We start from the raw sequence: 24,076 nt of genomic DNA on the forward strand, positions 1-24,076 counted from the left end.
GACGTTCGCGGCGCATGCCCGCTAGAATCGCTGGCGGTCCGCGTGACCGTGCCCTTCATCATCCCACTGCCCATGCCATCGATCCGCAAGCTTTTCGCCTTCGCCGCCTGCTGCGCTGCCGCATTGAGTCTCGTTGCGTGCGCGAGCGCGCCCACTTCGTCTACGTCGACCGTTTCAAACCCGGACGGCCCGGCCTACGGCCCCGAACTTCAGGGCTTCGATTACCCGTATCCGGTTCACGATTTCAGCTTCACGTCGCAAGGGCGGACGCTGCATATGGCTTACATGGACGTGCAGCCGCAGCATCCCAACGGCCGCACGGCGGTGCTGCTGCACGGCAAGAACTTCTGCGGCGCGACCTGGGAAGACACGATCACGCGTCTTTCGGCGGCGGGTTATCGCGTGATTGCGCCCGACCAGATCGGCTTCTGCAAATCGAGCAAACCGGCCGCGTATCAGTTCAGCTTCCAGCAACTGGCGCGTAACACGCATGCGTTGCTGGCTTCGCTGGGCATCGGGCGCGCGACGGTGATCGGCCACTCGACGGGCGGCATGCTCGCAGTGCGCTATGGTCTGATGTATCCGCAGGAAACCGGGCAACTGGTGCTGGTGAATCCCATTGGTCTCGAAGACTGGAAGGCGAAGGGCGTGCCCTCGCTTTCGGTGGACGACTGGTATGCGCGCGAACTGAAAACGAGCGCCGACGGTATCCGCCGATACGAACAATCGACCTATTACGCGGGCACGTGGAACGCGCGCTATGAGCCGTGGGTGCAGATGCTCGCGGGCATGTATCGCGGTCCGGGCAAGGCGCAGGTCGCGTGGGATTCGGCGCTGCTGTACGACATGATCTACACGCAGCCGGTGATCTACGAATTCGGCCAGTTGCGCGTGCCCACGCTGCTGCTGATCGGCGATAAGGATACGACCGCGATCGGCAAGGACGCCGCGCCGCCCGAGGTGCGTGCGCAGCTTGGTCACTATCCGGTGCTGGCGAAAGCCGCGCAGAAAGCGATTCCGGACGCGACCCTGGTGGAGTTCCCGGATCTGGGCCATGCGCCGCAGATGCAGGACCCGGAGGCGTTTCATGCGGCCTTGCTCAAGGGACTGGCGGCGTTGCACTGATTCGCTGACGCACGCAGATAGACGCAAGCACACAGACGCACGCACATAACGCAAAGCGGGCGCATCCCACCAGGATGCGCCCGCTTTTTTTATCGCCTCGGCGAGGCGGTCAAACGGCCGCGGCCATCTCCTCACGCACTTCGGCGGTGATCTCGAACGAGCGCAGACGCTTCGCGTGATCGAAGATCTGCGCGGTGACGATCAGTTCATCCGCGCCGGTTTGTTCGATCACCGATGCGAGGCCCACGCGCACGTTCTCGCGGTCGCCGATCACCGAGCACGCGAGCGAATGCGACACGCCCGCCAGTTCGTATTCGTTGGCGGCGATCTGCTCGACCGGCGGCGGCAGTTGCCCCGGCGTGCCGCGACGCAGATTGACGAACTGTTGCTGCAGCGAAGTGAAGAGGAAGCTCGCTTCTTCGTTGGTTTCGGCGGCGAACACGTTGACGCCGACCATCGCGTGCGGCTTCGCGAGCGTCGCGGAAGGGCGGAACTGCGAGCGATAGACGCGCAGCGCGGTGAGCAGATGATCGGGCGCGAAGTGCGAGGCGAACGCGAAGGGCAGGCCCATCTGCGCAGCCAGTTGCGCACCGAACAGGCTCGACCCGAGGATGTACAGCGGCACGTTCAGACCCGCGCCCGGCACCGCGCGCACGCGCTGGCCTTCGACGGGCGCAGCAAACAGACGCTGCAATTCGGCGACATCGTCGGGGAACGCTTCGGCGCTGGCCTGCAGATCGCGGCGCAGCGCGCGCGCCGTGGTCTGGTCGGTGCCGGGCGCGCGCCCCAGACCCAGATCGATACGGCCGGGATAAAGCGCCTCGAGCGTGCCGAACTGCTCGGCGATCAGCAGCGGCGCGTGGTTGGGCAGCATGATGCCGCCCGAACCCACGCGGATCGTCTTCGTGCCGCCCGCCACATAGCCGATCACCACCGATGTCGCGGCGCTCGCGATACCCGTCATGTTGTGATGCTCGGCGAGCCAGTAGCGCCGGTAGCCCCAGCGTTCGGCGTGCTGGGCGAGGTCGAGCGTGTTGCGCAGGGCAGCGCCGGCATCCGAGCCGGCGGGCACGGGCGAGAGGTCGAGAACGGAAAAAGGAATCATGGGGCGTTCCGGTGGCTTATGTCGTGTTGGGGCGTCGCGGGCAGCTTCGTGAGCCGCCGCAAGGCAGACGCAAGGTGGCGGCCATTGTGCCAAAGCACTTCCGATCCTGCTGACGGCGAGCCGGAACCCATACGCCCGGCGTGGTTTCCATTTGCGGCGAGTCAATTGTGCGCAAATCGTGAGCGAAGCGTGAGCCAGGCAAGAGTCAATCGCGAATTGATTTAAATCGCATGCATTATCTCAACTGAATCGGAATTATTCTTATTTAATTGATTGGGCGTGGTCTTTAATTCAAATTTATTAAAACTACTTTGCGATATGCTTACTGATTTTTTTCAATTCATAAAATCCTGGAAGGCCAATGTGGATAGCATGAAAAGATTTCAATTATCGCAATCCTGAGAAGGTTTTTTGCACGGTAGGAAAGAGCGGCAAACCGGTGTTGCTGCTACAATTTTTTCCGCTGAATCAGGGAGGAAGCCCCCCACATGCATTCAATTTTCAGAGCTTCCTTAATCAAGTTGTCAACTTGATTTGCTTTGCATCAAAACAACGTGTTCTCAATTGGGGAGTCGCGGGTCGCGTCTATGCGGCATCGATTCGATACGCGTCTGGTTTATTTATGAAATTCTGGGCTGGACAAAGGGTCCGAGGCGCCATGCGTAATCTCGCCAATATGTCGCACGATGCGCGGCCTATGGGTTTTGAGAAAGCACGGCCGCCTGCGGCAATGCGCGCGCCATGCCCCGTTCGCATGCGAGGCGCCGCGGCATGACGACATCGCTCTATTCCTTCTCGCCGCTCGCCTGGTGGCTGCTCGCCGCGCTGTGCGGCGCGGCCACCTTCTACGCCATCTGCGCCGCGCTGACGATGCCGCGTTTCGGTTCCGCCGCGCAGGTGCGCGAGGCCGCGCGTCTCGCCCGCACGCGCAAGCCGCTGGCGGTGAGCGTGCTCAAGCCGTTGTGCGGCGCCGAGCCGCGTCTCTACGAAAACCTCGCCACCTTTTGCGAGCAGCACCATCCGCGCTATCAGCTGATCTTTGGCGTGTCGTCGCCGAATGATCCGGCGATTGCCGTCGTCGAGCGCCTGCAGGCTGCGTGGCCGGGGCACGACATCACGCTCGTGGTCGACGCGCGCGTGCACGGCAGCAATCTGAAGGTCAGCAATCTGATCAACATGGCCGAGCAGGCGCGTCATGACGTGCTGATCGTCGCCGATAGCGATATCGCCGTGGCGCCCGACTATCTGGAGATTGTCACGGCGCCGCTGACCGATCCGCGCGTGGGCGTGGTCACGTGTCTCTATAGCGCGCGCAGCATCGGCGGCTTCTGGCCGCGCGTGGGCGCGCTCTTTATCAACGAATGGTTCGCGCCTTCGGTGCGCGTCGCGCATTCCACCGGCTCGCGTGCGTTCGGCTTTGGCGCGACGCTGGCGCTGTCGCGCATGACGCTCGAGCGCATCGGCGGCTTTGCGGCCCTGAAAGACTGTCTCGCCGATGACTACCTGCTCGCGCGTTTCGCCCGCGATCATGGTCTTGCCACGGTGCTTGCGCCCGTGCTGGTCGCCACCGACGTGATCGAGCCGACTTTCCGCACGCTCTGGCTGCGCGAGACGCGCTGGCTGCGCACGATCCGCTCGGTCAATCCGGCGGGCTTTTCGTCGCTATTTATTACCTTCACGACGCCGTGGCTGCTGATCGGCGCGCTGGGCTATGCCGCGCTGCTCGCGGGCAGCGGCGGCGTGCCGGTGTGCGCGTCGACGCGTGCCGTGCTGGCTGCGCTGGGCACGAGTACGGCTGGCGGTATCATCGCCCGGTTGGCGCTGCATGCGCGCAGCAGTGGCAGCCTGGGCACCTTTTTGCGCGATCTGCCGCTGGTGCCGCTGCGCGATGGGTTGCTGCTGCTGCAATGGCTGGCGGCGGTGTTCGGCTCGCACGTGATGTGGCGCGGTGTGCGCGTGCCGGTGGCGAATGCCGATAGCGGGGCGCCGGCGGGTATGAAGCAGGCTGTGAAGCCAGCCGTGAAGCAGACTGTGAAGCCGGTGATCAAGCCCGTCGTGAATCCGGCATCGGCGCCGCGTCGCGCGGCCGTCAAGATCACGGATGGACGTTAAGACGCCGCCAGGCACGAACCGATTCCTCGCGCGCTGCACGATTCTTGCCAGTGTGCGCGCCAACATTTATTTTTGGCCTCACTCACGCAGGCTAGCCGGAGCATCTCTCATGAAAACGCTGTTTTTGCAGGCCCCGTCCTATGACGGCTTCGACGGTGGCGCGGGTTCGCGCTATCAGGCGAAGCGCGAGATCCGCTCGTTCTGGTATCCCACGTGGCTCGCGCAGCCCGCGGCGCTCGTGCCGGATAGCCGCGTGCTCGATGCGCCCGCGGATGGCATCGGCGTCGAAGAGACGCTGAAGATCGCGCAGGACTATGACCTCGTCTTCATTCACACGAGCACGCCGTCGTTTCCCACCGATGCGCTCTTTGCCGAAGACCTGAAAAAGCGCAAGCCTTCGCTGCTGGTCGGCATGGTGGGCGCGAAGGTGATGGTCGATCCGCACAACTCGCTCACGGCCACCGAAGCAATCGATTTCGTGTGCCGCGAGGAATTCGATTTCACCTGCAAGGAAATCGCCGAGGGCAAGCCGTTTGCTGAAATCAAGGGCTTGAGCTGGCGCGCGAAAGACGGCTCGATCGAGCACAACGAGGCGCGTCCGATCCTCGAAAACATGGACGAATTGCCGTTCGTCGCGCCGATCTACAAGCGCGATCTGAAGATCGACAATTACTTTATCGGCTATCTGAACTACCCGTATGTATCGGTTTATACGGGCCGGGGCTGCAAGTCGCGCTGCACGTTCTGCCTGTGGCCGCAGACGGTCAGCGGGCATCGTTATCGCACGCGTTCGGTGGAGAACGTGATCGCGGAAGCGAAGTGGATTCGCGAGAACATGCCAGAAGTCAAGGAGCTGATGTTCGACGACGACACCTTCACCGACGATCTGCCGCGCGCCGAAGCGATTGCAATCGGTCTGGGCAAACTCGGCATGACGTGGTCGTGCAATGCGAAAGCCAACGTGCCGTACAAGACGCTCAAGGTCATGAAGGAAAACGGCCTGCGTCTGCTGCTGGTGGGTTTCGAATCCGGCGACGACCAGATTCTCGTGAACATCAAGAAGGGCGTGCGCACGGATTTCGCCCGCCGTTTTAGCGCCGATTGCAAGAAGCTTGGCATCAAGATTCACGGCACGTTTATTCTGGGTCTGCCGGGCGAGACGCAGGACACGATTAAAAAGACCATCGAGTACGCGAAGGAAATCAATCCGCACACGATTCAGGTTTCCCTGGCTGCGCCGTATCCGGGCACGACGCTCTATAAGCAGGCCGTGGAAAACGGCTGGATGGAAGAGAACAAGGTCATCAATCTGGTGAGCAAGGAAGGCGTGCAACTGGCGGCGATCGGTTATCCGCATCTGTCGCGCGAGGAGATTTATCACCACCTCGAACAGTTTTATCGCCAGTTCTATTTCCGTCCGTCGAAGATCTGGGAAATCGTGCGCGAAATGCTCACGAGCTGGGACATGATGAAACGCCGTCTGCGCGAAGGCGTGGAGTTCTTCCGCTTCCTGCGCGCGCACGAGGCATGATGTCTGCGCAGCCGGCCATCGCGCCCGAAGCGGATCGCGCGCTCATCTTCACCGCCGACGATTTCGGTCTGCATGCGCGCGTGAACGCGGCGGTCGAGCAGGCGCATTGCGAGGGCGTGCTCAATGCCGCGAGTCTGATGGTGGCCGCGCCCGCGGCCGCCGATGCGGTGGCGCGCGCGCGGCGTCTGCCGTCGTTGCGCGTGGGCCTGCATCTGGTGCTGGCCGATGGCGCGTCGATGCTGCCGCGCACGCAGATTCCCGCGCTCGTCGACGCCGATGGCCGCTTCGGCGACAACATGGTGCGCGACGGCTTTCGCTTTTTCTTTCTGCCGCATGTGCGCACGCAGCTTGCGAAAGAGATTCGTGCGCAGTTCGAAGCGTTCGCGGCGACCGGGCTCGCGCTCGATCACGTGAATACGCACAAGCATTTTCATCTGCATCCCACGGTGCTTTCCCTGATCCTCTCGATTGGCCGCGAGTATGGTTTGCGCGCGATGCGTCTGCCGCTGGAGGCGGGCGCGCCATTCGCGTTGCGGCCGTGGCTGGCGCTGGTGCGCTCGCGTCTCGCGCGCGCGGGCGTGGCGCATAACGACTACGTGGTGGGCATCGCCCACACCGGTGCGATGGACGAAGCGGTGCTGCTAAACGCCATCGCGAATCTGCCGGCGCAGGGTGTGGGCGAGATCTATTGCCATCCGGCTGCGGCCAGCGCAACGGACGCAGCGCCGATCACGCCTTCCATGCAGCACTACCGGCATGCCGATGAACTCGGCGCGCTGATCTCGCCGCGCGTGGCCGAAGCGCTCAAGCGCAGCGGTGTGCGTCACGGCGGCTTTACCGACGTGTTTTTCGCATCCGACGCACATACCGACGCACATACCGACGCACATACCGACGCACCCACGGCCGCGCGCGGCGTGCGGGAGGCGCGGGCGTCATCATGAAGTGGCTTCAGTGGCTGGGCCTGCCGGTCGGGATCGCGATCCTTATCGGCCTCGCGGTGCACGACGGCGCGCACGATATCGCGCGCGTGATCGGCACGGCGGGGCCGGTGCTGCTCTGGCTCGTGCCGTTTCACGCGCTGCCGTTGCTGCTCGACGCCTACGCGTGGCATCTGCTGCTCGACAAACGCGCGCCGCTGCGTTTTCTCTGGTGGATCGCGACGGTGCGCGAAGCCATCAACCGTCTGCTGCCCGCCGTGGGCGTGGGCGGCGAGATCGTCGGCGTGCGGCTCGCGCGCTGGCACGTGCGCGATAGCGATGAGGCGCAGGACGCGCGTGCGATGAGCGAAGTCACGGCATCGGTGATCGTCGAGGTGTTCGTGACGATTGCCGTGCAGTACGCGTTCTCGGCGCTGGGCGTGGTGCTGATCGTGGCGGCGACCGGCGAATCCGGCTCGCTGCGCACCATCGTGACGATTGCGCTCGCGTTGCTGCTCACCGCGCCGCTGCCCGTTCTCGCAGTGTTCCTGCTGCGCCGGGGCGGCGTGTTCCATGCGATCGAGCGCTGGGCCGCGCGCTTTTTCGGCGCCGATAATCCCGTCATGCTCGGCATTGACGGCAAGCAACTCGACGCCGATCTCGACCGGCTGATGTCGCGCACCGGTCTGATGGTCCGCGCGTTTTTCTGGCAACTGGGCGGCTATATGCTGGGTGCCTTCGAAACCTGGTGGGCGCTTGCGCTGCTCGGCCATCCGGTGACGGTGGGCGAGGCGCTCGCCATCGAAGCCATTACGCAGGCGGTGCGCCACGCGGCCTTCATGGTGCCGGCGGGACTGGGCGTGCAGGAGGTGGCGGTGGTGCTGCTCGCGCAGCTTTTTGGCGTGAGCCAGGAGGTGGCGTTTTCGCTGGCGCTGGTCAAGCGCATGCGCGAGGTGGTGTTCGGTGTGCTTGCGTTGCTGTCCTGGCAGGCCGCCGAAATCGTGCGCACGCGCCGCAACGTGAGCGGCAAATTAAGCGGCAACCTGAGCGGCAAATTGAGCGCGCGCCCGCACGTATCGACGCGTCCCGCGCGCCACGATCGCACGCTTTGAAGGTACATTGTGGGAAGTAAGCGCACGCTGAGCCTGGTTTGAGCCCGAGCTTGAACCCGGCTTGAGCCCGATGTCCAGCGTGCGCGCGACCTTCAACCGACGCGGTAGCCCGATCTTCACGCCATGTCGCCCACTCAACGTTCCAGGCGCTCGCTGGGCGCCGGACTCGCCATGCTGGCGGCGCTCACGCTCTGCGGCTGTGACGATCGCCGGATCGATTCGATGCTCGATACCCTGCGCCAGGCCTTCAGGACTTTCTTCGATTCGGTAAAGCCCGACGCGCTGCTGCTCAAAGGGCTGACGCCCGGCGTTTCGACGCTCGAACAGGTGCGCGCGCAAATGGGCAAGCCCGAAACCGAACGCGTTTTCGACGACGGTTCGCGCCGCCTCGAATATCCGCGCGGGCCGCAGGGGCTCAAGACCTATATGGTCGATATCGGCCCGAACGCGCGCCTGGTGGCGATCACGCAGGTGCTCACGGCGCAGAGTTTCGCGAAGGTGCGCATCGGCATGAGTCAGGACGAGGTACGGCGGCTGCTGGGCAAGCCCGGACAAGTGGCCGCGTACCGGCTCAAACAGGAAACCGTCTGGAGCTGGAAGTGGCTCGAAGGCGGCGTCACGCCCGAAGCGTATTTCAACGTGCACTTCGGCCCGGATGGGCAGGTCACGACGACGTCTCGCTCGGATGTGATGCGCGGGCATTAGATCGAACATGAGGTTGCAGGACGCAATCGCAAAAACAACAAGCTGGAGGTGCGCATGGTGATGCATCGGCGACGGCCCCCGCGTGTGGGGCTCGTGCTGGGCGGCGGGGCGGCGCGCGGCTGGGCGCATATCGGCGCGATTCGCGCGCTGGAAGAAGCCGGCATCAAGCCGGATGTGGTGTGTGGCACGTCGATCGGCGCGCTGGTGGGCGCGGTCTACGCGAACGGCGATCTCGACTGGCTCGAGGACTGGGTCGGCAAGCTCACATGGCAGACCGTGGTGCGCCTGCTCGATCTGCGTTTTTCGGGCGGGCTGCTGGGCGGGCGCAAGGTGATCGACCTGTTCGCGAAGCAGTTCAACGGACGCGCCATCGACGATCTCAAGATGCCGTTCACGGCCGTGGCCACCGAACTCGATACGGGCCGCGAAGTCTGGCTGCGCGAGGGCGGCGTGGTGGACGCGGTGCGCGCCTCGATCGCGATTCCCGGCATCTTTACGCCGATCTGGCATGACGGCGTCTGGCTTGTCGATGGCGGGCTGAGCAACCCGGTGCCGGTTTCGGCGGCGCGTGCGATGCGTGCGGATACCGTGATCGCCATCGATCTCAATCACGACATCCTGAATGGCCGCGACCTGGGCGGCGCAATCGACACGGTGCCGCGCGAGACGCCGGTGGAAGTGCCGCGTGCCGGCGAAGCGGGGCCGGTGGAGGCCGCCGCGGCCGCTGCCGCAGCTGCTGCTGCCGATGGCGCGCCCACTGAACCCGCGCCGCTGCTACGCCGCAACGGCAAGCGTTTCCCGAGCTGGCTGCAGCCGTCGGGCGCCGCCGCGCTCGGCAGCCCCGACGTGCGCGTGGCGCCGCCGCCGAGTACGCGTGTGCCGTCGATGCTGAGTTCCATCGCGCAGAGTATCGACATCATGCAGGTGCGCATCACGCGCAGCCGCCTCGCTGGCGAGCCCGCCGATGTGCTGATTCAGCCGCGCCTGGGCGGCATGGGGATTTTCGATTTCCATCGCGCCGGACCGGCCATAGCGGAAGGGCGCGCGGCCGTGCAGTACATGCTGCCGGCGATCAAGGCGCAGTTGGGGCTGGATTGAGGGCGCGAGGGCATGAAGGTGGGCTGGGCTTCAGGTTGGCGCGACCCACACCCATCCGCTTGAAGTCCTGCGCAATTGCGTCACCGAAAGCGGCGCGATCTCCAGTTGCCGGAACGCGGCGGACGGCGCGTCCAGCGCATGCAGCACGGCGGCGCGAATCACGCTGGCGTGCGTGAAGGCGACGAGGGACGCATCGGCGTGGGCGTCGGGCAGGGCGTCCAGCCAGGCGCTCACGCGCTCGCGCACCGCTTCGAACGATTCGCCGCCGCCGGGCGGTTGGAACGCCGGATCGCGCGTCCATGCGGCCAGCGCATCGGGCGTTTCCTGCGCGATGTCGATCAGACGGCGACCGCTCCACGCGCCGTAGGCCGTATCGCTTAACGCGTGGTCGATCCGGGCATCGAAGCCCGCCGCCGCGGCGCTCGCGCGTGCGATAGCAGCAGGACTCGTCAGCGCACGCGGCGCGCTGCGTCGGCTTTCATCGCTCTCACCGCTTCCATCGATAAGCGCCGCCCAGCGCGTGCGCCACGCCTCGACGGCTTCGACCGCGCGCGCATCCAGCAACCGAGCGACATCGATTTCGATATCGTCATCGTCACCCGAAGCCGCGCCGAAGACGCCCGCCTTGAGCGCCGCATTCGCCGCGTGGCTGATCAGCCAGACCTTTATCGCCATCCTGTTTCCTTACTCGCCGATTCGTCGTGTATTACATTCGTGCCGCGTCGCCCTGACGCAGCGCGTAGAATACAGGCTGCACGTCACACGGAAGCCGGTGCAAACCCGGCGCGGTCGCGCCACTGTGACCGATTGTTTTTGCAGCCTGCCGTCCCGCAACAAGCCCGCAACAAGCAAACGGAAGTCAGACCCGCGTGACGTACGCACCACCCGGTGCACACACCTCAATCGTTTTTCAACGACCCATCGGGGCGCGTAACCCCAGGAGAAGTCATCATGTCCGAAGCCGTCCTCGACGCGGCCCATGTTCCCGCCGCCACCCCGGCGCCCATCCCCCTGCGCGAAATTCTGCCCTGGGCCATTTTCGCGGGTCTCATGCTGCTGCTGGCGCTGTATTTCGTCGGCGCGGAGCAGGGCGCGACCTCGCTGGTGCCGGGCATGTACGTCCACGAATTCGTCCACGACGGCCGCCATCTGCTCGGCTTTCCCTGCCACTGACCGGGAGCTGACATGGTAGGCAAGCTGTTGGTACGCGGGATGCTCGCTGGCATCGCCGCGGGACTGCTCACGTTCTCGTTCGCGAAATTCGCGGGCGAGCCGCAGGTCGATCAGGCCATTTCCTTCGAGGAAAAAGCCGACGCCGCCAAGGGCGAAGCGCCCGAGCCCGAACTCGTCAGCCGCGATGTGCAGGCGAGCTACGGCCTCTTTACCGGCGTGATGGTCTATAGCGCGTCGATCGGCGGGCTGTTCGCGCTGGTGTTCGCCTATGTGCGCGGCCGCACGGGACCGATTTCGGCGCGCGCGCTGTCGATGTGGCTCGCGCTCGCGGCCTTCGTCGCGATCTATCTGGTGCCGAATATCAAATATCCGGCGAATCCGCCTTCGGTGGGCGACCCCGACACCATCGGTTTTCGCACCGGCCTGTTCTTCCTGATGATCGCGATTTCGCTCGCCGTCACGGTGTTCTCGCTCAAGGTGCGCGCCGCGCTGGCGGCGAAGTGGGGCGGCTGGAATGCGTCGATTGCGGCGCTCGTGCTGTTCGTCGTCGTGATCGGCGCGATCCAGGCCGCGATGCCGACGATCAACGAAGTCCCGGGCGCGTTCCCGGCCGTGCTGCTGTGGAAGTTCCGCACCGTGGCGATCGGCATGCAGGCGATTCTCTGGAGCGTGGTGGGCCTGCTGTTCGGCGCACTGGTCGAGCGTCTGGAGCGCGCCAGCGTGCTCGCCGGTTCGCTGGCTGCACGCCGCGCCTGACCTATTCGAGCGGCGAATACCTTAGGGTATTCCCGCGCTGAACCCTGCCGCACCTCGGGCCGCGCGTCTATCGCAAAAGCGACCCGAAACTTGTCAAAACCCACTCGACGCCCCGCTTGCCGGGGCGTTGTCTTTTCCGCTTTCAATTTCATCGCAGCCCTGACAGCGCGGGCGAAAAGCCCGGCCAGGCGCGCCTGTCGCCCGACGAGCCGTAAATGCTGCGCCGCAACACGGCGCCGCTTGCGGTTTGAGCAATCTTTTTGGCCTTGCGACGATCCGCGCCAATCCCCCAGGCGCCTTGCATGAGCGATGTGCGCCCGGGTTCGAACAACGACTTTGCGGAGACGCGCGTGATCCTCTACGGTTTTGGCCCGGTGCTGCTCGCTGGCACGATCCAGACGATCGAACTTTCGCTGCTCTCGCTCGGCGTGGCCGTGCTGCTCGGTCTGGCGGGCGCGGCGGCGAAGCTCTCGTTCAACCGGCCGCTCGCGGCCATCGCGACGGGTTACACGACGCTGATCCGCTCGGTGCCCGATCTCGTGCTGATGCTGCTGCTGTTCTACAGCATCCAGATCGGCGTGAACGAGGCCACCGACGCGCTCGGCATGGCGCAGATCGATATCGATCCGTTCGTGGCCGGCGTGCTCACGCTCGGCTTCATCTACGGCGCGTATTTCACCGAGACCTTCCGCGGCGCGTTTCTCTCGGTGCCGCGCGGGCAACTGGAAGCGGGCCACGCTTACGGCATGAGCGGCGCGCGCGTGTTCGCCCGCATCATGTTCCCGCAGATGATGCGTTTCGCGCTGCCGGGCATCGGCAATAACTGGCAGGTGCTCGTGAAGGCGACGGCGCTGGTCTCGATCATCGGTCTCGCCGATGTCGTGAAGGCCGCCCAGGACGCCGGACGCAGCACCTTCAATCTGTTCTTCTTCCTCGTGATTGCCGCGGCGATCTATCTCGCGATCACGACCGTCTCGAACTTCGTGCTGATCTGGCTCGAACGCCGCTATTCGGCGGGCGTGCGCCACGCGCAACTCTGAGGACCGCGCCATGAACGAAATCCTCCAGCAATTCGGCCGCGCGTTCATCTACTGGGACGGCGAGCATGTCTCCGGCCTCGCGATGACGCTCTGGCTGCTCGTGATCTCCGTGGCCTTCGGCTTTGTCTGCGCGGTGCCGCTGGCGGTGGCGCGCGTCTCGAAGCGCCGCTGCATCTCGCTGCCGGTGCGCTTCTACACCTATGTGTTTCGCGGCACGCCGCTCTACGTGCAGTTGCTGCTGATCTACACCGGCGTCTACAGTCTCGCCTTCGTGCGCAGCGAGCCGCTGCTCGACGCCTTCTTTCGCAGCGGCCTGAATTGCGCGATTCTCGCCTTCGCGCTCAACACCTGCGCCTATACGACCGAGATCTTCGCGGGCGCGATCCGCGCGACCTCGCACGGCGAAGTGGAAGCGGCGCGGGCCTACGGCATGAGCCCGTTCACGATGTACTGGCGCATCATCCTGCCTTCGGCGCTGCGCCGCGCACTGCCGCTGTACAGTAACGAAGTGATCCTGATGCTGCACGCCACCACGGTCGCCTTCACGGCGACGGTGCCCGACATCCTCAAGGTCGCGCGCGACGCCAATTCCGCCACCTATCGTTCGTTCGAATCGTTCGGCCTCGCGGCGCTGATCTACTGTGGCGTATCGTTTGTGCTGGTGGCCGCGTTCCGCCGCGCGGAAAAACGCTGGCTCGGCTATCTCGCCGTGCGCACGCGCTGAAACCATCCGTTTGAATCAAGCTTAATTCTGGAGACCATCTTGCCTCAGACGACGACCCACGCCGCCTGCGCTTTCGCCGCTACGGACAGCAAACTGATCGCGCGCGACATCCACAAGCGCTATGGCGACAACGAAGTGCTCAAGGGCGTTTCGCTCGATGCGAAGAAAGGCGACGTGATCAGCATCATCGGCGCGAGCGGCTCGGGCAAGAGTACGTTCCTGCGCTGCATCAATTTCCTCGAAAAGCCGAACGCCGGCGAGATCGTCGTGGACGGCGAAGCCGTGCGCACCAAAGCCGGCCGCAACGGCGACCTGGACGTGGCCGATCACAAGCAGTTGCAGCGCATCCGCACCAAGCTCGCGATGGTGTTCCAGCACTTCAATCTCTGGTCGCACATGAACGTGCTGGAGAACGTGATGGAAGCGCCCTTGCACGTGCTGGGCGTGCCGCGCAAGGAAGCCGAGGAACGCGCGCGCGAGTATCTGGAGAAGGTGGGTCTCGCGCCGCGCGTGGAGAAGCAGTATCCCTCGCATCTTTCGGGCGGCCAGCAGCAGCGCGTGGCGATTGCACGGGCGCTGGCGATGCACCCGGACGTGATGCTGTTCGACGAACCGACATCCGCACTCGATCCCGAACTGGTGGGCGAAGTGCTCAAGGTCATGCAGAAGCTCGCCGAGGAAGGCCGCACGATGATCGTCGTCACGCACGAAATGGGTTTTGCGCGCAACGTCTCGAATCATGTGATGTTCCTGCATCAAGGGCGCACCGAAGAAGAGGGCACACCCGCCGATGTGCTGGGCGCACCGAAAAGCGAGCGCCTGCGCCAGTTCCTTTCGGGCAGTCTCAAGTAAGCTGCCGGCAACCAGGTTTACGTTGTTCCCGCCGATGAATCGCCCTGCAGCTTCTGCTTCACCTTCCACGCCCGCCGCCTCGCCCGCGCCGGGCGGGCCCGCGCGCGCGACGCGCACCACGCAGGTGGCGATCGTCGCGTTGCCGCCGGTGTCGATGTCGGGCGTCGGGCCCATTGTCGATGCGCTCAATCTCGCCAACGAGATCGACGGCCGCGCGCTGTACCGCTGGCAGATGTGTTCGTGGAACGGCCGTCCCGTGCCGCTCGCGGGCGGCGCGCAATGGCCCGCCGATGCCGCGTTCGGCGACGGCCTCGCCTGCGACTGGCTGATCGTCGTGACCGAGCGCTACCAGCAGTTCGCGGATTACCGCCTGTTCCTCGCCAGCCTCGCGCGCGTGGGCCAGCGCACGCCGCTCGTCACCGGCATCCATCACGGCATCTGGTGGCTGGCGATGGCGGGGCAGTTGCAGGGCTATCGCGTGGCGGTGAACTGGGAAACCTACCAGCAGTTCGCCGAGCAGTTCGAGCGCACCATCGTCACCCAGCATATTTACGAGATCGACCGCGATCGCGCGACCTGCGCGGGCGGTCAGGCGACGCTCGATTTCATGCTGGCGATGATCGGCCGCGAGCACGGCCCGGAACTCGTGGACCGGATCGCCGATGCGATGGGCGCAAGCACCTTGCGCAGCGGCGACGAGCGCCAGCGCATTCCGTTCGTGACCGCGCCCGGCGAGCGCCATCCGCGCCTGAACGACGCGCTCATGCTGATGGAAGCGAATATCGAAGACCCGCTCACCACCGATGAAATCGCTGGTCACGTGGGCGTGTCGCGCCGTCAGCTGGAGCGGCTGTTCCGCCAGTACCTGAACGCGATGCCGTCGAAGTACTACCTGGGTCTGCGGCTTGCGAAGGCGCGTTCGCAGTTGCAGCGCACCAGCAAATCGGTGGTGCAGATCAGTCTGGCGTGCGGGTTTTCATCGGCGGCGCATTTTTCCAATGCGTATCGCGAGCGCTTTGGCGTGACGCCGCGCGAGGACCGCCGCAACTGGATCGAGCGCCAGCACGGCGGCGCGGCGCAGGAGCCGCGCGCCGGGGCGCTGGTGGAACCGCCGGAGCAAGCTTAGCGGCCTGCCTGGCGGCAGGGTTTGACGCGCGCGCCGCGACAAACCTTGTCAAATCCGCCGCATCCGACGAAAAAACGCGTCGCCCATACGCAAGACGTTTGCCGCGCGGTTGCCTACACTGCAAGCCATACGTATCTCATCCGTGCGCACGGGGCCAGCACGAAAAGCGATAGCGCCCCGTGTGAGCACTGTGTACTACCCCATTCGAGCCAGAGCGCCAGAGAGGATTAGCCATGAACGACCAGACTGTGAGCCGTGAGACTTTCGACGAAGTGATGGTGCCGTGCTTCTCGCCCGCGCCGTTCGTCCCCGAGCGCGGCGAAGGCTCGCGCGTGTGGGACACCGCCGGGCGCGATTACATCGACTTCGCCTGCGGTATCGCGGTGACGTCGCTGGGCCACGCGCACCCGGAACTGCTGAAGGTCTTGCACGAGCAGGGCAGCAAGCTCTGGCACATCGGCAACGGCTACACCAACGAGCCGGTGCTGCGCCTTGCGAAGAAGCTCGAATCGCTGACTTTCGCCGATCGCGCCTTCTTCGCCAATTCGGGCGCGGAAGCCAACGAAGCCGCGCTCAAGCTCGCGCGCCGCGTGGCCTTCGATCGTCACGGCGAACAAAAAGCCGAAATCGTCTCGTTCACGCAGTCGTTCCATGGCCGCACGTTCTTCACCGTGAGCGTGGGCGGACAACCCAAGTACTCCGAAGGATTCGGCCCGATTCCGCAAGGCATCATCCATCTGCCGTACAACGATATCGAAGCCGCGAAGCGCGCGATCGGCCCGCAGACCTGCGCGGTGATCGTCGAGCCGGTGCAGGGCGAAGGCGGCGTGATTCCCGCCGATCCGGCCTTCCTGAAAGCGCTGCGCGAAGCCTGCGACGCACACAACGCGCTGCTGATTTTCGACGAAGTGCAAACCGGCGTGGGCCGCACCGGCACGTTCTACGCGTACGAAGACACGGACGTGACGCCCGATATCCTGACCACGGCGAAGGCGCTCGGCAACGGCTTCCCGATCGGCGCGATGCTCACGACCGAAGCGCTCGCGGCGCACTTCAAGGTGGGCGTGCACGGCACGACCTACGGCGGCAATCCGCTGGGCGCGGCGATCGCGCACAAGGTGGTCGAACTGATCAGCGATCCGGCCGTGCTGGCGGGCGTGCGCTCGCGTGGCGAAGCGATCCGCGCGAAGCTGGCGGCGCTCAACGATCGTTTCGACGTGTTCCGCGAAGTGCGCGGCAAGGGTCTGCTGATTGGCGCCGAACTCAATGCGCGCTTTGCCGGCCGTGCGAAGGACTTCAACACGGCGGCGGCCAACCGCGGCGTGATGATGCTGATCGCCGGTCCCGACGTGCTGCGCTTCGCGCCGTCGCTCATCATGCCCGAGGCGGATCTGAACGAGGGCTTCGCGCGCCTCGAACAGGCCTTCGAAGACGTGCTCGGCGCGCGCTGAAGCGCCGCGCCATTGACCAGAACCAGGACCGACGATGCTATTCGTTCGCCCCGCAAGGCTCTCCGATCTCGATGCGATCGCCCATATGGCGCGCACCGCGCAGCCCGTGCTGCACTCGTTGCCGCACGACCGCGCGGCGCTGGAGGCGCGCATCGCGCTGTCCGAAGACTCGTTTCGCGCGGATGTCGACTTTCCCGGCGAGGAGTTCTATCTCTTCGTGCTCGAAGACTCGGCGACCGGGCGGCTGGTGGGCACCTCCAGTATCGTCGCGGCAGCGGGTTATTCGGAACCGTTCTACGCATTCCGCAACGACGCGCTGATCCACGCCTCGCGCGAACTGCACGTGAATCGCAAGATTCACGCGCTCACGATGTCGCACGAACTCACCGGCAAAAGCCGCCTCGCGGGCTTCTATATCGATCCCGCGTTGCGCGGCGATGCAGCGGCGCATCTGATGTCGCGCGCCCGCATGATGTATGTGGCGATGAACCGTCGCCGCTTCACGCCTGAAGTGTTTTCGCTGCTGCTGGGCGTGACCGACGATCAGGGCGTCTCGCCGTTCTGGGAAGCGGTCGGGCGCAAGTTCTTCGGCCGCGATTTCAAGGACATCGAAATGGCGTCGGGCGGCCGCAGCCGCACCTTTATCGCCGAAGTCATGCCCGCGTATCCGATCTACGTGCCGCTGCTGCCGGAAGCCGCGCAGCGCGTGCTGGGCGAGCCGGACCCGAGCACCTTGCTCGCTTACGAGATCCATCTGGAAGAAGGTTTCGAGCCGGACGGTTACGTCGATATCTTCGACGCGGGCCCGGTGCTGACCGCGCAGGTGGATCGCACCGCGTCGGTCGCGGGCAACCAGACGCGCACGGTGCGCGAGCACGCCGCGCATGCCACGCAAGGCGTGGCATGTCTGGTCGCGAGCCAGCAGGGCGGCGAGTTCCGCTGCGCGCTGGCGACGCTGCCCGCGCTGCCGGCGGCCGCAACGCATCGCGGCGCGCATGCGGTACACGGCGACGCGCCGCTCGATGCGGCCACGCGCGCCGCGCTCAATGTGCAGGATGGCGAAGCGGTGCGCTGTGCGCCGCTGTATCGCCAGCAGGAAGATAACGAGGATGCATCGATGGGAGAGACGCAATGATCGTAGTACGCGTCGTGCAGACGGGCGATGTGGACGCGCTCGTCGCGCTTGCCCAGGAAACCGGCCCCGGCCTTACCACCTTCAAGCCCGACCGCGACGCGCTCGCGGCGCGCATCGAACGCACGCGCCGCACGCTCTCGGGCGAGGCGCCGGCGGCCGAAGCGGGCTACTTCTTCGTGATGGAAGATACGGCCACGGGCGATGTAGCGGGCGTTTGCGGCATCGAAACCGCGGTGGGCCTCACGCAGCCGTTCTACAACTACCGCGTGAGCACGGTGGTGCATGCAAGCCAGGATCTGGGCATCTGGACGCGCATGCGCGCGCTCAATATCTCGCACGATCTGACCGGTTACGCCGAAGTGTGCTCGCTGTTTCTCTCGCCGCGCTATCGCACGGGCGGCATGGGCGGGCTGCTGTCGCGCTCGCGCTTCATGTTTATCGCGCAGTTCCGCGAGCTGTTTCCCGAACGCATCTGCGCCGAATTGCGCGGCCATTTCGATGCGGAAGGCACCTCGCCGTTCTGGCGCGCGGTGGGTTCGCACTTCTATCAGATCGACTTCAATGCCGCCGATTATCTGAGCGCGCATGGCCGCAAGTCCTTCCTCGCCGAGCTGATGCCGCGTTATCCGGTCTACGTCGAGCTGCTGCCCGACGAGGCGCAGGCCTGCGTCGGTCTCACGCACGCGGATACCGTGCCCGCGCGCCGCATGCTCGAAGGCGAAGGGCTGCGCTACGAGAACCACGTCGATATCTTCGATGCGGGCCCCGTGCTCGAATGCCATATCGCCGACTTGCGCACGGTGCGCGAGAGCGTGCTGGTGCCCGTGCGCATCGGCACGCCGCAGGTGGCCGAAGGCGACGAGCGCGTGCGCTCGCTGGTATCGAATACGTCGCTGGGCGACTTCCGCGTGGGCTTCGCGCCGGGCGTCGTGCAGGACGGCGTCTTCACGCTGGGCGCGCAGGAAGCGGCGGCGCTGAACGTCAAGGAAGGCGAACAGGTGCGCGTGCTGGCGGCGTCCCACGCGGCGCGGTAATGCAGTAACGCGCTAACGCGGTCATGCGCAGTAACGCGGCCAAGAGCAGATAACAAGGATCACCATGAACGAGCTTTTCATCGATGGGCAATGGTGTGCGGCCAACGGTCCCGCCTTCGCTTCACGGAACCCCGGCACCAACGAAACCGTGTGGAGCGGCAAGGCCGCCAACGCTGAAGACGTCGAGCGCGCCGTCAACGCCGCGCGCCGCGCATTCCCCGCGTGGGCACAGACGCCGTTCGAAACGCGCTGCGAAATCGTCAAGCGCTTCGCCGCGCTGGTGAACGAACGCAAGGAAGACCTCGCGCGCGCCATCGGCCGCGAAACCGGCAAGCCGCTCTGGGAAGCGCGCACCGAAGCCGCCGCGATGGCCGCCAAGGTCGGCATTTCGATCACGGCTTACGGCGAGCGCACCGGCGAAAAGCGCAGCGACATGGCCGACGGCGTGGCCGTGCTGCGTCATCGTCCGCATGGCGTGGTGGCCGTGTTCGGGCCGTACAACTTCCCGGGCCATCTGCCCAACGGCCATATCGTGCCCGCGCTGATCGCCGGCAATACGGTGGTGTTCAAGCCCTCCGAACTCGCGCCGGACGTTGCGCGCGCAACGGTCGAGATCTGGAAGGAAGCGGGCTTGCCCGCTGGCGTGATCAATCTGGTGCAGGGCGAACGCGAGACGGGCATCGCGCTCGCGAATCATCGCCAGATCGACGGGCTGTTCTTTACCGGCAGCTCGGACACGGGCACGCTGCTGCATCGCCAGTTTGGCGGGCGCCCGGAAATCGTGCTGGCGCTGGAGATGGGCGGCAACAATCCGCTCGTGGTCGCGCCGGTCGAGGATATCGATGCCGCCGTGCATCACGCGATCCAGTCGGCGTTTCTGTCGGCGGGGCAGCGCTGCACGTGCGCGCGCCGCATTCTGGTGCCGTCGGGCGAATTCGGCGACCGCTTTATCGAGCGCTTCGTCGAGGTCTCGTCGCGCATCGCGGTGGGCGAATACAACGCCGATCCCCAACCGTTCATGGGCGCCGTGATTTCGGCGCGCGCGGCCGCAAAGCTGATCGACGCGCAAACGCTGCTGCTCGCGCGCGGCGCAAAAGCCTTGTTGCCGATGCAGCAGCGCGACGCCGCGCTCGGCTACGTCACGCCCGGCATTCTCGACGTGACGGGCGTGGCCGATCTGCCCGACGAAGAGCACTTCGGCCCGCTCGCGCAGATCATCCGCTACGCCGGTTTCGACGACGCCATCGCCCAGGCGAACAACACGGCCTACGGTCTGTCGGCCGGCCTGCTCGCCGACGATGCCGCGCTCTGGCAGCGCTTCTCGCGCGAGATCCGCGCGGGCATCGTCAACTGGAACCGGCCGACCAATGGCGCGTCGAGCGGCGCGCCCTTCGGCGGGCCGGGCCGTTCGGGCAACCATCGCCCGAGCGCCTTCTATGCCGCCGACTACTGCGCGTGGCCGATGGCCTCGGTGGAAAGCGCACAACTGCAGATGCCCGCGAGCGTTTCGCCGGGCCTTCAATTCTGAGGATCGACGATGAACTCATCCGCCAGGCTGGCCGCCACGGCACTTGAAGCCAATTTCGACGGACTCGTTGGCCCGACGCACAACTACGCCGGGCTGTCGTTCGGCAACGTCGCTTCGCAGAACAACGAGAAGTCGGTCGCCAATCCGCGCGCCGCCGCGCAGCAAGGTTTGCGCAAGATGAAGCGCCTCGCCGACCTGGGCTTTGCGCAGGGCGTGTTGCCGCCGCAGGAGCGTCCGTCGATTCGCCTGCTGCGCGAACTCGGCTTCACCGGCAAGGACGCCGACGCCATCGCGCGCGCCGCGAAGGACGCGCCCGAACTGCTGGCTGCGGCCAGCTCCGCTTCGGCGATGTGGACCGCGAACGCGGCAACCGTCAGCCCATCGGCCGACACGCCCGAGCGCCGCGTGCATTTCACGCCCGCCAATCTGTGCAGCAAGCTCCATCGCGCCATCGAGCACGAGTACACGCGCCGTACGCTCGGCGCGATCTTCGCGGACCCGTCGCATTTCGTCGTGCACGATGCGCTGCCGGGCACGCCCGCGCTCGGCGACGAAGGCGCGGCCAATCACACGCGTTTTTGCGCGGAATACGGCACGCGCGGCGTGGAGTTCTTCGTCTATGGCCGCAGCGAATATCGTCGCGGACCGGAGCCGAAGCGCTTCCCGGCGCGCCAGACTTTCGAGGCGAGCCGCGCGGTTGCGCAGCGCCACGGCCTGAGCGAAGCGGACACCGTGTTCGCGCTGCAGAATCCCGATGTGATCGACGCGGGCGTGTTCCACAACGACGTGATCGCCGTCGGCAATCGCACGACGCTGTTTTGCCACGAGCGCGCGTTCGTCGACCAGAAGGCCGTCTACGAAGAACTGGGCAGCAAGCTGGGCGCGCACGGCGCGCCGTTCAACGTGATCGAAGTGCCCGACTCGCAGGTGAGCGTGGCCGACGCGATTTCCTCGTATCTCTTCAACAGCCAGTTGCTGAGTTGCGCGGACGGCAAGCAGGTGCTGGTCGTGCCGCAGGAATGCCGCGAAAACCCGCACGTGGCGCGCTATCTCGACGAACTCACGGCAAAGACCGGGCCGATCGACGAAGTGCTGGTGTTCGATCTGCGCGAAAGCATGAAGAACGGCGGCGGCCCGGCGTGCCTGCGCCTGCGCGTGGTGCTCGACGAAGCCGAACGGGCTGCCGTCGCGCCTGGCGTGTGGATGAACGACACGCTGTTTGCCCGCCTCGATACGTGGATCGAAAAGCATTATCGCGATCGTCTCGCGCCGCAGGATCTCACCGATCCGGCGCTGCTGGTGGAGTCGCGCACCGCGCTCGACGAACTCACGCAGATTCTCGGCCTGGGCTCGCTCTATGACTTCCAGCGCTGAAGCGGTGCTGGCGGATTTTCTCGGCGCGACGCTCGCGGGCACGCGTCCCGCCGATGCCTCGCAAGCGCAGGGCGCGTGCGCGAACGACACGGTGCGCTGGCAATGGCTCGACGAAGGCGTGCTGCTGCTGGAGCCCGCGCGCGTGAGCGAAACCACGCCCAGCGTGCTGCTTTCCGCCGGCGTGCATGGCGATGAAACCGCGCCGATCGAACTGCTTGCGAAGATCGTCGCCGATCTTGCGGCCGGGCGTCTCGCGCTCGCGTGCCGGGTGCTCGTGGTGCTGGGCAACGTGGCGGCGATGCGCGCCGCAATGCGCTATCAGGACGACGACCTCAACCGGCTGTTTGGCGGGCGTCATGCGCGCGTGCCGCAAAGCCGCGAAGCGCCGCGCGCTGTCGCGCTCGAAGCGGCCGCACAGCGCTTTTTCGCGGCGGCGTCCACGCAGCCGGGCCGGCGCTGGCACCTCGACATGCACACGGCGATTCGCGCCTCGGCGTTCGAGCAGTTCGCCTTGCTGCCTTATACCGGGGGCGAACCTACGCGCGCCATGTTCGACTGGCTCGCGGATGCGCGCATCGCCGCCGTGCTGATCCACACGGAAAAGGGCGCGACGTATTCCTCGTTTACCGCCGATCACTGCGGCGCGACGGCCTGCACGCTGGAACTCGGCAAGGTGCGGCCATTCGGCGAGAACGATCTCGCGCGCTTTGCGAACGCCGACGCCGCGCTGCGCAGACTGCTTGCGGGCGCAACGAAAACGGATAACGCGCTGCTGCCGCGCGTGTTCACCGTGATCGGCCAGATCACGAAACAGAGCGACGCGTTCGCGCTGCACGTGGCCGCCGATGTGCCGAATTTCACGCCGTTCGCGCGGGACACCGTGCTCGCCGAGGATGGCGCGTATCGCTACGTGGTCGCGCACGACGAGGAGCGCATCGTGTTTCCGAATCCCACTGTGAAGCCGGGTTTGCGTGCCGGTCTGCTGGTGGTGGAGACCACCGAAGCCACGCTGGCGGCGCTGATCTGAGGCCCGCCTCAGGTTGGCGCACTTGCGTAGCCACGACACGCAATTGCATCTTCGCAGCAGGGCTGTTTGGCGGGCGCGCGCGCAAGGCGCGGTACAATCGCGCCCCTGCGGTTGCTGCGGCGCATCACAGAGGGTGCGATCGTTTGAGCCGCAATTTTGGCGCAGCGATCCTGTGCCGCGCCCCGCAAACCGACGGAGCGCACCGTATTTCGACTGGAAAGAGACATTGATGAACATGAACTGGAACAAGCTGGCCACTTTCGCGCTCTGCACGGCCGTCACCTTCGGCGCGGGCATTTCGGCAGCGCAAGCCGCCGACCTCAAGGAAATCCGCTTCGGCGTCGAGGCGTCGTATGCGCCTTTCGAATCGAAGTCGCCGAGCGGCGAACTGCAAGGCTTCGACATCGACGTCGGTAACGCCGTCTGCGCGAAGCTCAAGGTCAAGTGCGTGTGGGTGGAAAATTCGTTCGACGGCCTGATCCCGGCACTGCAGGCGCGCAAGTTCAACGCCATCAACTCGGACATGACGATCACGGATCAACGCCGCCAGGCGATTGATTTCACCGATCCGATCTACGCGATCCCCAACCAGATGATCGCGAAGAAGGGCAGCCCGCTGCTGCCGACCGCGGAATCGCTCAAGGGCAAGCACGTGGGCGTGCTCCAGGGCACGATCCAGGAAACCTACGCGAAGGCCAAGTGGGCGCCGGCTGGCGTCGACGTCGTGCCTTACCAGACGCAGGACCAGATCTACGCCGATCTCGTCTCGGGCCGTCTGGACGCTGCGTTCCAGGACGCAGAAGCCGCATCGAAGGGCTTCCTGAACAAGCCGCAAGGCGCAGGCTTCGCCTTCGCGGGCCCGCAGGTCGTCGACGCGAAGCTGCTCGGCGAAGGCGTGGGCTACGGCGTGCGCAAGAACGACGCCGCGCTGAAGGCCGCCCTGAACGGCGCGCTCAAGGACCTGAAGGCTGACGGCACGATCGACAAGATCGCCGCGAAGTACTTCGACGTGAAGGTCGTGCTGAAGTAAGCCACGACGCTGAAAAGCACTGCAGGACACGCTACCGGCCAGCTCTGTCTGGCCGGTATTTTTTACTCGATAAATAGTTCGGATTGCTGATTAGTGCTGTGCTCTGCCTTGCGTGAAA

22 protein-coding genes and 1 riboswitch are annotated in these 24,076 nt (G+C 65.3%); of the genes, 20 read left to right on the forward strand and 2 right to left on the reverse strand.

Features of this window, described 5'->3' with window-relative positions:
- The first annotated feature begins 72 nt into the window (after nucleotides 1-72).
- Complete coding sequence (locus G3N59_RS29935; protein ID WP_205986502.1) at nucleotides 73-1,125, forward strand: alpha/beta hydrolase; 1,053 nt, start codon at nucleotides 73-75, stop codon at nucleotides 1,123-1,125.
- Between the two features lie 109 nt (nucleotides 1,126-1,234).
- Here the strand turns inward: G3N59_RS29935 and G3N59_RS29940 are convergent, their stop codons facing one another.
- Nucleotides 1,235-2,230 (reverse strand): LLM class flavin-dependent oxidoreductase, encoded by a 996-nt coding sequence (locus G3N59_RS29940; protein WP_205986450.1) that lies wholly within the window; start codon nucleotides 2,228-2,230, stop codon nucleotides 1,235-1,237.
- Nucleotides 2,231-3,001: 771 nt separating this feature from the next.
- Here G3N59_RS29940 and hpnI point away from each other — a divergent pair.
- The 6 genes from hpnI (at nucleotide 3,002) to G3N59_RS29970 (ending at nucleotide 9,708) form a co-directional block, all read left to right on the forward strand.
- Entirely contained in the window at nucleotides 3,002-4,342 is a 1,341-nt protein-coding gene (gene hpnI / locus G3N59_RS29945; RefSeq protein ID WP_205986451.1) for a bacteriohopanetetrol glucosamine biosynthesis glycosyltransferase HpnI, read from the forward strand.
- Nucleotides 4,343-4,451: 109 nt separating this feature from the next.
- The gene (gene hpnJ, locus G3N59_RS29950; protein ID WP_205985698.1) at nucleotides 4,452-5,873 is read left to right on the forward strand and encodes a hopanoid biosynthesis associated radical SAM protein HpnJ; all 1,422 of its coding nucleotides are present in this window, start codon (nucleotides 4,452-4,454) and stop codon (nucleotides 5,871-5,873) included.
- Nucleotides 5,873-6,817 (forward strand): hopanoid biosynthesis-associated protein HpnK, encoded by a 945-nt coding sequence (gene hpnK / locus G3N59_RS29955; protein WP_205986452.1) that lies wholly within the window; start codon nucleotides 5,873-5,875, stop codon nucleotides 6,815-6,817. Before hpnJ ends, hpnK begins: the two co-directional genes overlap by 1 nt.
- Nucleotides 6,811-7,905: a lysylphosphatidylglycerol synthase domain-containing protein gene (locus G3N59_RS29960; protein ID WP_205986503.1), complete on the forward strand. Its 1,095-nt coding sequence runs from the start codon at nucleotides 6,811-6,813 to the stop codon at nucleotides 7,903-7,905. The genes hpnK and G3N59_RS29960 overlap by 7 nt, the downstream gene beginning before the upstream one ends.
- 123 nt (nucleotides 7,906-8,028) lie before the next feature.
- Nucleotides 8,029-8,610 carry a hypothetical protein gene (locus G3N59_RS29965; RefSeq protein ID WP_241024428.1) on the forward strand — a complete coding sequence of 194 codons (582 nt, stop codon included), beginning with the start codon at nucleotides 8,029-8,031 and terminating at the stop codon, nucleotides 8,608-8,610.
- Between the two features lie 57 nt (nucleotides 8,611-8,667).
- On the forward strand, nucleotides 8,668-9,708 hold the full coding sequence (locus G3N59_RS29970; RefSeq protein ID WP_205986505.1) for a patatin-like phospholipase family protein: 1,041 nt from the start codon (nucleotides 8,668-8,670) through the stop codon (nucleotides 9,706-9,708).
- A 30-nt stretch (nucleotides 9,709-9,738) separates the two neighbouring features.
- Here G3N59_RS29970 and G3N59_RS29975 read toward each other — a convergent pair whose 3' ends face one another.
- Complete coding sequence (locus G3N59_RS29975; protein ID WP_205986453.1) at nucleotides 9,739-10,383, reverse strand: histidine phosphatase family protein; 645 nt, start codon at nucleotides 10,381-10,383, stop codon at nucleotides 9,739-9,741.
- An 89-nt stretch (nucleotides 10,384-10,472) separates the two neighbouring features.
- Nucleotides 10,473-10,573, forward strand: a riboswitch (cobalamin riboswitch).
- A gap of 86 nt (nucleotides 10,574-10,659) precedes the next feature.
- Here G3N59_RS29975 and G3N59_RS29980 point away from each other — a divergent pair.
- The 13 genes from G3N59_RS29980 to G3N59_RS30040 all read left to right on the forward strand — a co-directional run bounded on the left by G3N59_RS29980 (nucleotide 10,660) and on the right by G3N59_RS30040 (nucleotide 23,958).
- Nucleotides 10,660-10,881: a CbtB-domain containing protein gene (locus G3N59_RS29980; RefSeq protein ID WP_205986454.1), complete on the forward strand. Its 222-nt coding sequence runs from the start codon at nucleotides 10,660-10,662 to the stop codon at nucleotides 10,879-10,881.
- A 12-nt stretch (nucleotides 10,882-10,893) separates the two neighbouring features.
- Entirely contained in the window at nucleotides 10,894-11,637 is a 744-nt protein-coding gene (locus G3N59_RS29985; protein ID WP_205986455.1) for a CbtA family protein, read from the forward strand.
- Nucleotides 11,638-11,987: 350 nt separating this feature from the next.
- Nucleotides 11,988-12,677 (forward strand): histidine ABC transporter permease HisQ, encoded by a 690-nt coding sequence (hisQ, locus tag G3N59_RS29990; protein WP_205986506.1) that lies wholly within the window; start codon nucleotides 11,988-11,990, stop codon nucleotides 12,675-12,677.
- A 10-nt stretch (nucleotides 12,678-12,687) separates the two neighbouring features.
- Nucleotides 12,688-13,401, forward strand: a complete 714-nt coding sequence (locus G3N59_RS29995) for an ABC transporter permease (RefSeq protein WP_205986456.1) — start codon at nucleotides 12,688-12,690, stop codon at nucleotides 13,399-13,401.
- A gap of 36 nt (nucleotides 13,402-13,437) precedes the next feature.
- Nucleotides 13,438-14,253, forward strand: coding sequence for an ABC transporter ATP-binding protein (locus tag G3N59_RS30000; RefSeq protein ID WP_346777964.1), 816 nt, complete (start codon nucleotides 13,438-13,440; stop codon nucleotides 14,251-14,253).
- 34 nt (nucleotides 14,254-14,287) lie between these two features.
- A complete protein-coding gene (locus G3N59_RS30005; RefSeq protein WP_205986457.1) occupies nucleotides 14,288-15,379 on the forward strand; it encodes a GlxA family transcriptional regulator in 1,092 nt (363 codons plus the stop codon).
- Between the two features lie 233 nt (nucleotides 15,380-15,612).
- Nucleotides 15,613-16,830, forward strand: a complete 1,218-nt coding sequence (locus G3N59_RS30010; protein WP_205986458.1) for an aspartate aminotransferase family protein — start codon at nucleotides 15,613-15,615, stop codon at nucleotides 16,828-16,830.
- A gap of 34 nt (nucleotides 16,831-16,864) precedes the next feature.
- Nucleotides 16,865-17,965 carry an arginine/ornithine succinyltransferase subunit alpha gene (aruF, locus tag G3N59_RS30015; protein ID WP_205986459.1) on the forward strand — a complete coding sequence of 367 codons (1,101 nt, stop codon included), beginning with the start codon at nucleotides 16,865-16,867 and terminating at the stop codon, nucleotides 17,963-17,965.
- The gene (astA, locus tag G3N59_RS30020; RefSeq protein WP_205986460.1) at nucleotides 17,962-18,999 is read left to right on the forward strand and encodes an arginine N-succinyltransferase; all 1,038 of its coding nucleotides are present in this window, start codon (nucleotides 17,962-17,964) and stop codon (nucleotides 18,997-18,999) included. Before aruF ends, astA begins: the two co-directional genes overlap by 4 nt.
- Nucleotides 19,000-19,063: 64 nt before the next feature.
- Nucleotides 19,064-20,527: a succinylglutamate-semialdehyde dehydrogenase gene (gene astD / locus G3N59_RS30025; RefSeq protein WP_205986461.1), complete on the forward strand. Its 1,464-nt coding sequence runs from the start codon at nucleotides 19,064-19,066 to the stop codon at nucleotides 20,525-20,527.
- 9 nt (nucleotides 20,528-20,536) lie between these two features.
- On the forward strand, nucleotides 20,537-21,901 hold the full coding sequence (gene astB / locus G3N59_RS30030) for an N-succinylarginine dihydrolase (RefSeq protein WP_205986462.1): 1,365 nt from the start codon (nucleotides 20,537-20,539) through the stop codon (nucleotides 21,899-21,901).
- Nucleotides 21,885-22,928 carry a succinylglutamate desuccinylase gene (astE, locus tag G3N59_RS30035; protein ID WP_205986463.1) on the forward strand — a complete coding sequence of 348 codons (1,044 nt, stop codon included), beginning with the start codon at nucleotides 21,885-21,887 and terminating at the stop codon, nucleotides 22,926-22,928. The genes astB and astE overlap by 17 nt, the downstream gene beginning before the upstream one ends.
- A gap of 229 nt (nucleotides 22,929-23,157) precedes the next feature.
- A complete protein-coding gene (locus G3N59_RS30040; protein WP_205986464.1) occupies nucleotides 23,158-23,958 on the forward strand; it encodes an ABC transporter substrate-binding protein in 801 nt (266 codons plus the stop codon).
- Nucleotides 23,959-24,076: the final 118 nt, after the last annotated feature.

The sequence above is a fragment of the Paraburkholderia sp. Ac-20340 genome (genome assembly GCF_017104965.1).
Classification (GTDB): Bacteria; Pseudomonadota; Gammaproteobacteria; order Burkholderiales; family Burkholderiaceae; genus Paraburkholderia.